This is a genomic window from [Flexibacter] sp. ATCC 35208 (assembly GCF_001975825.1).
GTDB lineage: Bacteria > Bacteroidota > Bacteroidia > Chitinophagales > Chitinophagaceae > Chitinophaga.
In genome coordinates this window covers 1-9,289 of record NZ_MTKN01000118.1, presented here as the reverse complement: position 1 = coordinate 9,289, position 9,289 = coordinate 1, and the positions used below count along the sequence as shown (strand labels likewise).

Sequence of the window (9,289 nt, the reverse complement as noted above, 5' to 3'; positions counted from 1 at the left end):
ATAAACAACTTCAATAATAATTTCTTTAGTTTTCTATAATCTGGTGGCTGTTTAGCAAGAATATAATCGATGATATTTCGGATTGATCTCAATGTCAATTTGAGAACTGATCTTATCAACAAGATAATATCTTGTGTTGTTACCCACACCTTTTCGTGGTAACAAAGAAGCTTTTGAGTGTTCATAAACAGTTGTCCTAACATAATCATAGCCATGTGCTTATGCCAGCTTTGAGCGCTTCGGGTTTGATACTCATTTAGACCTAATTCCTTTTTACCTTCTCTAAATGATTTTTCTATAAAGAACCGCTTACACTGCATATAAGCTAACTCTTTCATTGATGCTCCAGGTTTGTAGCACAGACTATATTTAATGGTGCCGTCAATATCCTTTCTAATTAATAATTGCAGTAGTTGACGTTTCTCTGTTAACGGATTGAATATATAAATCTCTCTACAATGGAACCAGGCAAAAAGCTTCTTCCCTTTGCTTTGATGACGTACCTTCATCCAGGTCCAATCTTTCTTTTTCAGTCCGGACATGTATTTCCGGATTGATATAGATTCTCTGTTTGGTCGTGCATAAACACTTTTTCGTCCTCTCTTTCCGGGGACGCTGACAGGGACTCTCATTTGAAATGCTTCCAGCCAAACTTTATGACTGTCAGGAACATCGGCTACAAACGGCAAGCCTATCCTGATCAGATTGCATATTAGATTAGCATCACGACCATAGAAGGCATCAAAGCAAACCCATTTTACCTTTATCTTTAAAAACAACACGACGTGATCTATGATTTCCTTTGCAAGATCAATCTTGGTCGACTCCGATCCCAAAGACAATCTGGCTTGTACAAGGTTAACCAAACTGCCTCCACATAGAGCGCCAAAGACACCGACCTGACAGTTCTCTGTTTTACCAATTTGCCCGCAGTATTGTCTTTTCACACCTGCAGAGAGCCTTCCTTTTTTAGGATTGCCACTTTCATCTATTATCAAACAGGTATCGTCTTCCAGTCCACTCTGTTGTAAAAGATGCCAGAAATCTAATGTTATCCTATCCATCAACTTTGAATAACACCACTTGCCAATGGTTATAAAGTGATGTAAGCATTGCTGACTGGTATTTTGAAGTTCCTCTGCCATCACCTGGCAATTACGTCGTCGACTAACCATTAACCCCTTCAAATAAGAAGCTGCATTTGATGTTCCGTCTTTTGTCTTGCTCTTAAAGTAAAATGTAAAGCTGAGAAGAAATTGTAACAACCGACTCTCTACGAGCCGGAAATTGTTTATTTTCGACTCATATTTTTGTTTATTAATAAAGCCCGTTCGGTTTCTACTGTTTGGGCTTTTCTTTTGGGATATTGCAAATGTATGCAAAACCCGCTTCCGTGCAAAGTTTCGACTATAATATGTAAAGAACTATAATTTGACTAAACAGAGTTATAATAATCGGCTAAAGAAGCACTTTTTTATAGCACTGCTTCTTTTAAAACGCAGCATATAACATGCGGGCTATTTTTATCTGTTCTGTTGTTACCCTTGTTTTGTCGTATACCAGAAATAAAGTGTTTTCAGTAGTAACATCCCCTTTCCAGATTAATTTCGTCTTCTTTTCATTAATAAGCTCAGTGGCAAGGTAATCCGCCGTAATAGTTAAGCCCGACCCACCACTTATGCCGGCCAGAATAACCTGCATATCAGGAATTGTAAATCTTGGCTTAATAGCCGGACGTTTCCTGAAATTATTAAGCCAGAACCTGCGGATAATAGGCAGATCGGAACTGTATGCAAACCATACCTGCTCAAGCAACCATTCTTCCACCATTTTCCAATCCTTTTTCTTAACATACTTATCAAACGTTGAGGTATCCATTGAAGGATTTCCGACAATCACAAAATTCTCTGTCAAAACAGGTTCATAAATAAGATTCTTTGTTTCCACTTTTTGGGTAGCAATGACAAAGTCAAGTTCTCCTTTGGGAAGCATGGCTACAAGATCTTTGGTAAGGCCAAAAGAAACTATCAGACTGGATGGAATATTTGTAATGAGTCTGGAGGAAATAGCATGGAAGAATTCTTTAACAGCACCTACCCTGATAATAGGAAGTTGCGAAAGGCAGCAGATTGCCTTGAAATCTATCTCCACTTCTTCCAGTTTTTCTAATGATTCGACGATCTGGGTGTAAAACAATTTGCCATAATCTGTGGGTACCAGCCGGGGTTTTCTTTCAAAAAGTGGTTTGCCCACATGTGCTTCCAGTGCCGATAAATGTTGGCTCACATTAGGCTGTGATATAAACAGGGCTTTTGCGGCAGCGGTAAGCGAACCAGTCTGATATACTGCCTTAAATGTCCTGTACCATTCTAAATTAACCATTCTTCAAAGCTATAAAATATTTTATGAGATATGATAAATTACCTTATTTTCTTTATTGAATCAGGAGAAGCAACTTTGCATCACAAATAGATATTACAACATGAAAACAATAGCATCTTTTTTTGTCCTTACATGGTTCTGTATAGGTACGGCTTATAAAGTATATGCGCAAACTAATACACTGCAAACCCAGCGAATTGATAACCTCGCAAAAGAACTCATCGATAAAAAACAGGCTGCTGGTATTGATATCCTGATTCTTAAAGATGGGAAACCGTTTTACAGTAAGGCTTTTGGCTATGCAGATGTAGAACGGAAGCTCCCAATGCATACCGATCACATTTTTCGTATTGCCTCTCAAACCAAAGCGATAACCAGTCTGGCCGCTATGATGCTTTGGGAAGAAGGTAGGTTCATGTTAGATGAGCCGGTATCGAAGTATATACCGGACTTTAGAAATACAAGAGTGCTGGACAAATTCAATGCTTCCGACAGCACTTATACAACTGTTCCTGCCTTAAGGGAGATCACCATACGGGATCTTTTCAGACATACATCAGGGCTCTCTTATCCAGTCTTTTCCGGCAACCCGGAGATCAACGCCATTTATGCCAAAGCAGGAATCGCTACAGGCATTGGCAGCAAAGGAAGCCTGAAAGATCAAATAGCATTACTTGCTAAACAACCATTGGTGAATCAGCCTGGCGACAGATTTACTTATGGACTGAATAGTGATGTGCTGGGCTATCTCGTTGAAATCTGGAGCGGCTTACCATTGGATGAATTCTTCTATAAGCGCATCTTTGAGCCACTGGAAATGAAGGATACCTACTTTCATCTTCCTCAACAAAAAGCAGATCGTCTGGTAGCACTTTCGGTGAAGAATAAGAGTGACAGCAATTATAAAAATGTCAATAAGCTCATTTATGAAGGTAATGACCCCAACTATCCTCTCATGAAGAACATATATCTCTCAGGAGGTGCAGGATTGGTTTCCACGACGGCTGACTATGCAAAGTTTCTTACCTTATTTCTTAACAATGGGCAGGTTGGCGGAAAAAGATTGATTGGCGCAAAGACTTTGGAGCTGATGATAACAAATCAACTTGCTAATAATATAATCAGGCCCGGATCGCTTCAGTTCGGATTAGGAGTTGCCTTGGTTACTCCGGAGAACAAATTTATGCAAGCCATCAGCATTGGTTCCTTTTATTGGGGAGGGATATTTAACACTCATTATTGGGTTGATCCGAAGGAAAACCTGATTGGCCTGATTTATACGCAGGAATATGATGCCTACTCCGAAGACATCGGGCATTTATTTAAAAACGTGATTTATTCCACACTTGACAACCATTAATGCATGATAAAAAATGTTGCCTACATCGGATGCCTGGGCATGATGGGTGTTATTACCACTGAATTTGGAGTAATCGGCATTTTACCTCAAATAGCCGGATACTATCATATTTCCATAGAAAAGGCAGGTGTATTATTGAGTGCTTTTGCATTGGTGATAGCTGTTACAGGACCTTTTATGACATTACTGACATCCGGCTTCGATCGAAAAAAAGTAATGATGATAGCAATTTCTGTTTTTCTGATAACAGGAATAGTTTCCTCATTTGCTCCTCCATTTTGGTAGCTCTTATTAGTGAGGATATTGCCTGCATTTTTACAGCCAGTTTATATTGCGGTTGCTATCGCTGCTGCAACTTCAGGCGTACCAGAGAAAAATAAAAATGAAATGATGGGGATAGTATTAGGCGGCATTGCTATTACAATGGTTACTACGGTACCTATTGCAACCTATCTGGCAAGCAGACTTAGCTGGCAAGTGTCCTTTATGGTACAGGCTGCAGTAACCCTGATAGCACTATTTGCTATTTGGAAAGGGCTGGCACCTATGCCAGTCCTTGAAAAGAGATCCTATGGAAGCCAGTTGAAAATACTTACCCGGACTACCTTTATCATCAGTATAGCAATGAACTTTTTCATGATTGCTGCCTGGTTTTCTACATACAGCTATTTTGCCGATTACCTGAACAAAACTAAAAACATGACTCCTGAAATGGTAAGCTATATGCTGCTACTATTTGGCATAACAGGCGTTTTCTCAAACTGGATTTCCGGAAAGATGCTTGGCAAAAGTGTTCCGAAAACAACTGCATTATTCTTATCGGGTACAATTATTATTCCCTTTGCATTATATCTCTCAGACGGCAGTACGACAGCAACCATTGCCGTAATAGCTTTGTGGGGATTTTTTTATGCTCCCTGCTTCTTAAATGCATCCGCTTATATGATTTCTGCGGCCCCTGATGCTTTGGAGTTTGCCAATAGTTTGGCTACGTCATTTGGTAATCTGGGTGTAGCAGTGGGCACTACGGTAAGTGGATGGTTCATCTTTTATAAGGGGATCGTGATTGCTCCCTGGGTTGGAGCTGCCTTTGGTATAACTTCTTTAGTAATGATTGGCCTTAGAGCCGCTTGCTACCGATCAGGTTCAAATAAAAATTACTGACTTCCTTAACATGATTACATCCTATCTCTATTGGCTGGCGAAGTAGGCAAGAAACTCAAGAAAGCTTTTATCTGGAAGTCTGAGGGAATGAAAAATGATGAGATGTTACTTAAATTAAAGCAATTGGAGTTAAGATGTATAAGCAACAACTTAGTAGCGTGTTTCAGAAACTCTTTTACTGTGGTATTATCAATTATAGCTGCAAAAGCTGATCTTTCCTGACGGAATTATCTATGTTCGCAGATCTGTTAGGCAATACAGAGGCAAATGAAAAAGGACAAACCATCTTTCGATAATTTGTCCTTTTGAAAGCGGGCTACGAGGGACAAGTTTCGAACCAGTTTATGGAAGATTTATCTGAGATTCACAACTTTATTGTTAAAATGAAATTAAAAATCTATTGAAAGCCAGTTAACGATCATATATCATTTATATCCTGGGGTAATACCTGGTTTGAGATCGAAAAATCAGTATTACCAAATCATCTTCCAAAAAATATGAGTGACCAGCTACCCTATATCTACATCTGACAACAGTATTATATTATTGATAATTAATTGATTAACTGATTCTTTTCTTTAGTTAATACTTGTCATGTATAAAAAACCGAATTATCTTTACATGACAATTACCTCATGTATAATTTCTATGTATGAAACCTGATAAGCCATATAAATGATCTTATTCCACTGCCTCCACAAAGAACGATGATAGAAACCCTGCCTATATTAAGGCAATTGGTTAATTCGTCAGTGGTTTTAGCTGAATTAAAAGGGTTGGTAAATATTTACCCAACCCCAATATTTTGCTCTATGCAGTTATATTAAAAGAAGCAAGTGTTAGTTCAGAGATTGAAAATGTTATTACCACTCAGGATAAGCTTTATCAGGCATTATCTGCTGATACATCCTTAATTGATCCGGCAACGAAGGAGTTGCTTCGCTATCGGGAAGAAGTTTTATATGGATTCAATTTTATCAGGCAGAAAGGATTTTTAAACACCAACTCAATTGTCAGTATTCAACAAAAGCTGGAAGAGAATAATGCAGGTATACGAAAATTACCAGGAACAGCATTGCGTAATGGAGCTATAGGAGAAGTTATTTACACTTCCCCTGATGACTATGATACCATCCTTAATCTGATGAAAAACCTGGAAGAATATTTAAATGATAAAGATGATCTTTCTCCCCTTATTAAACTGGCAGTGCAACATTATCAGTTTGAAAGTATTCATCCCTTCTATAATGGTAATGGTCGTACCGGAAGACCAAAGCGAGATCGATTTTACCAAACGACCAAGGCTGTAGAAAAGGTGGTATATTTAAGTCTAATGCAGGCACAAAAAAAATGGACCATGCCCCAAAGGGAATGGCCCAATATGTTATTACAATTTATTAATAGTTTTGGTCAAGAGCGATGCAACCTCTTCAAATCTAAGAACGATAGTTTACACAGTTAACTTAACACTCTCACTTTATTCTAATCTTTTGTAAACTGATTAGGTGAAGTAACATATAAACCCACTAAGTTCTTACAATAAAAAAGATCCCATATCACCTTTTTACCTTCAAGTTCTATTAATACCCCTCCTATTTTAATTCCACCTATATGCAATTTCCCACTTATTCTCGATACATCTAAATGTGAAATTAGTTCCAAATCATAATATCTCCTCTTCCGAATAGGTATTCCTACGTTTGAATTATTTTTTTTTGAGGCAATTTTGAAAAGTTTTCCATCTCTTTTAGCATATATAATATACACTGATTCTACAGAATCGATACGTTGTATTTTATACCTATATACAGGATTGTGGATGGTGTCAAATAGCGATTGGGAATGCACTTTGATTGAAAAAAGTAATATAAATAAAATTCCTAGGTATATTTTCATATTTTTTTATTGATGATATTGGATATAAATGATGTTATCAACCTTACCCTTCATTCTGTTATAATAAATAGTTTTTCCTCCATGAACTGGTCCTTCAACATCATTACCATTCGCATCTTGGAAGCCATTGTATTGTATGCCCGCTTCTTCTGCCGCAGCTTGGTGTGCCTGTTCATAGATACTATTAGGAGTACCTGCTGCTCCGGAGCCCTCCCCTCTTTGTAAAGATAATTTACCTGCCTCGAAGGACTCTGTCACTTCATCGAGCATGTCTTGTCCTGGTTTTCCATAGTAATTACTTTCACTACTGAGTTGAATAGGATTTACTTGCTGTAAGGATGTAGCAATATTATGATCTCCTGCACGGACAATATTTGTTCCAATATAGGCGCCACCAAGTACTGCCATACTGCCATCAGAGGTTTGAGGATCGGTTGTGTTTTTAATAAAAGCCTCCAAACTTTCCATATGAAAGCTTCTAATTTCTGCTAAACGTTGCCGTTTATTTGGCAGAGAAAAACGATAGAAAATAATAGGGGTGGTGAAAGATAATTTTTAAGATACTTATTTATTACACTTGTAATATTAAACATTTTAATTTATTGATAGTCAAACATTCTTATCCAATTAAATACCTATGTCCAGGACACTAGTAATTGCATTACTTAGCATTCTTTTACCTAATTTATCAGCATTCTCACAAGAAAACAAGCCACAGATTTCCAAAAGTGATGCTTTCGAAGAACCCGAAAATGGTGCCAGCAGGATATTGTCAATGAAGAATGGGAATACCTTGCTTTTTCATTTTACCCCGAAAAAAGGAATATACGTAACTGTATTCGATGCAAAACATCATATCAAAGCTACAACAAGGAATAAAGTGGACGGTTGGAAAGCGAAAGCCTTAAGAACATGCAGTCTGAAAGGTTACTTTGAAATAAATGGTCAGCCGGTGTTTTTTCTTACGCATAAAGAGAGAAAAAACACTGAGTTATGTAGACTCATCTTTAATACCCAGACAGGTGGGCTGACAAAGAAGGATGTACTTGCGGAGGTACCAGGTGTCGATTATACTGATTTTTATGGAACGGAGCATTTACCTACTGAGGCAAATCTGTTCGAGGTAGCGAAAGATCCGAATTCCGATAACTATGCAGTGGCAGCTTTTCGGCCGGAAGAGGCGCATAGGAAAATAGCCGTGATGCACTATAATCGGAATAATAAGGAGATTAACAAGGCATATTTCGAACTTCCTAAAAGCAGGTATAATTACCTTATCAGCCTGAACCTGAATGTAATGGGAGATCAATCTGTATTTTTAAGTGCCTATGCTTATAGTGTAGCATCGAAAAGGGTAGAATCATCCAAAATCCTTACAGGGATCCTTAGAAATGGTAAAAGATCATTTGATTATCAATCTCTTGATTATACTGATGGATACCAGAATGTGTTCTCCGTTGTAAAATACCATCCCACAGATTCCTCTTTGTACCTGCTGACTGCAATGGATGCAAGAACATCAGCTCATCCTGCTATTATGGATCTGAAAGGACCTGCTGATAGTTATGCACTGGAGATGAGTGTCATTGATCCTGTTTCCCTGAATGTGAAGAAGCACTATCTTGTTGAGCACCCCGTGCTATCAAAATATGTATCTGACCATTTGCATCCAAAGGATGCTTACTTTGCAGCCATTCAGGATTTCAGGATCAATGATGATAATACGATCACTTATCTTTTTGAAAGGCTGAGTAATCGGACAGTTACTACTAACTCTACGACTGTGGACGCAAAGGGGCATTTTTCGACAACTACCCATGTTTACATAACTGGTCATTTTGGAGATATTGGCATCATGAAAGCCGATAACGATGGAAAAGAGCTGCAGAGCTTTGCAATTGCTAAAAACCAGACAGATGGTGCTTATACAAGCATTTTTAACCAATACCACAGACAGCAGGATGACTGGCGGTTTAGGACAAAGGGGAGGTATTATACTACACCGGATTTCTATTCTTATGATATGATGGCGGGATATGTGATCTATAATGACTATCCAGAAAACATCGATACCAAAAATGAAGAGACTAAATCAAAAGAAAATATGCATGCTGTGAGTGAGTCTAATACCGTGCTGGCGAGCTTTGATGGGAATAAGGTAACGAAGACATATTTGTTTGGGAAGCCAAATAATACAAAGGAGAATAGTAATTTCTGCCAGCTGACGATGAATACGCATGTCAATGATGGAAAGACACTGGTGACAATGATGATTGAGAAGAGGGGGAGAGAGAAGAAAGCGTATTTGGTCTGGGTTAATTTATAAGTTTGCTTTTAGGGGGAGAGGATTTATTAGTGAATTTGACCACATTCTCTGAATTTTACAGATTTCTGAATTAAATAGTTGCATGCCTCATAATGGAGAGGATTTGAATATTCTCCTTGTTTTCGAGTGTTGCTTTTTTGCAATGAAGTTGTTTAAACTTT

7 protein-coding genes and 1 pseudogene are annotated in these 9,289 nt (G+C 38.1%); 4 read left to right on the top strand and 4 right to left on the bottom strand.

The genetic code is table 11. The annotated features are described in order from the left end of the window. Both BW716_RS33650 and BW716_RS33645 read right to left on the bottom strand, forming a co-directional pair. On the bottom strand, positions 1-1,175 hold a 1,175-nt coding region (locus tag BW716_RS33650; protein ID WP_235644002.1), incomplete at its 3' end, for an IS701 family transposase. A gap of 316 nt (positions 1,176-1,491) precedes the next feature. Further along, complete coding sequence (locus BW716_RS33645; RefSeq protein ID WP_083730442.1) at positions 1,492-2,382, bottom strand: LysR family transcriptional regulator; 891 nt, start codon at positions 2,380-2,382, stop codon at positions 1,492-1,494. Positions 2,383-2,482: 100 nt separating this feature from the next. On the opposite strand from BW716_RS33645, the gene BW716_RS33640 reads away from it, so the two are divergent. The 3 genes and pseudogenes from BW716_RS33640 to BW716_RS33625 all read left to right on the top strand — a co-directional run bounded on the left by BW716_RS33640 (position 2,483) and on the right by BW716_RS33625 (position 6,368). After that, positions 2,483-3,742 (top strand): serine hydrolase, encoded by a 1,260-nt coding sequence (locus tag BW716_RS33640; protein ID WP_083730441.1) that lies wholly within the window; start codon positions 2,483-2,485, stop codon positions 3,740-3,742. Between the two features lie 3 nt (positions 3,743-3,745). Further along, positions 3,746-4,906: pseudogene (locus tag BW716_RS33635) on the top strand (MFS transporter). A gap of 766 nt (positions 4,907-5,672) precedes the next feature. Then, complete coding sequence (locus BW716_RS33625; RefSeq protein WP_255373918.1) at positions 5,673-6,368, top strand: Fic family protein; 696 nt, start codon at positions 5,673-5,675, stop codon at positions 6,366-6,368. Positions 6,369-6,388: 20 nt separating this feature from the next. On the opposite strand, the gene BW716_RS33620 is transcribed toward BW716_RS33625, so the two are convergent. Both BW716_RS33620 and BW716_RS33615 read right to left on the bottom strand, forming a co-directional pair. Continuing rightward, positions 6,389-6,802, bottom strand: coding sequence for a hypothetical protein (locus tag BW716_RS33620; protein WP_083730439.1), 414 nt, complete (start codon positions 6,800-6,802; stop codon positions 6,389-6,391). 6 nt (positions 6,803-6,808) lie between these two features. Then, positions 6,809-7,270, bottom strand: a complete 462-nt coding sequence (locus BW716_RS33615) for a hypothetical protein (protein ID WP_083730438.1) — start codon at positions 7,268-7,270, stop codon at positions 6,809-6,811. A gap of 169 nt (positions 7,271-7,439) precedes the next feature. Here BW716_RS33615 and BW716_RS33610 point away from each other — a divergent pair, with 169 nt between their 5' ends. Further along, positions 7,440-9,128: a hypothetical protein gene (locus BW716_RS33610; protein WP_083730437.1), complete on the top strand. Its 1,689-nt coding sequence runs from the start codon at positions 7,440-7,442 to the stop codon at positions 9,126-9,128. The last annotated feature ends 161 nt before the right edge of the window (positions 9,129-9,289 follow it).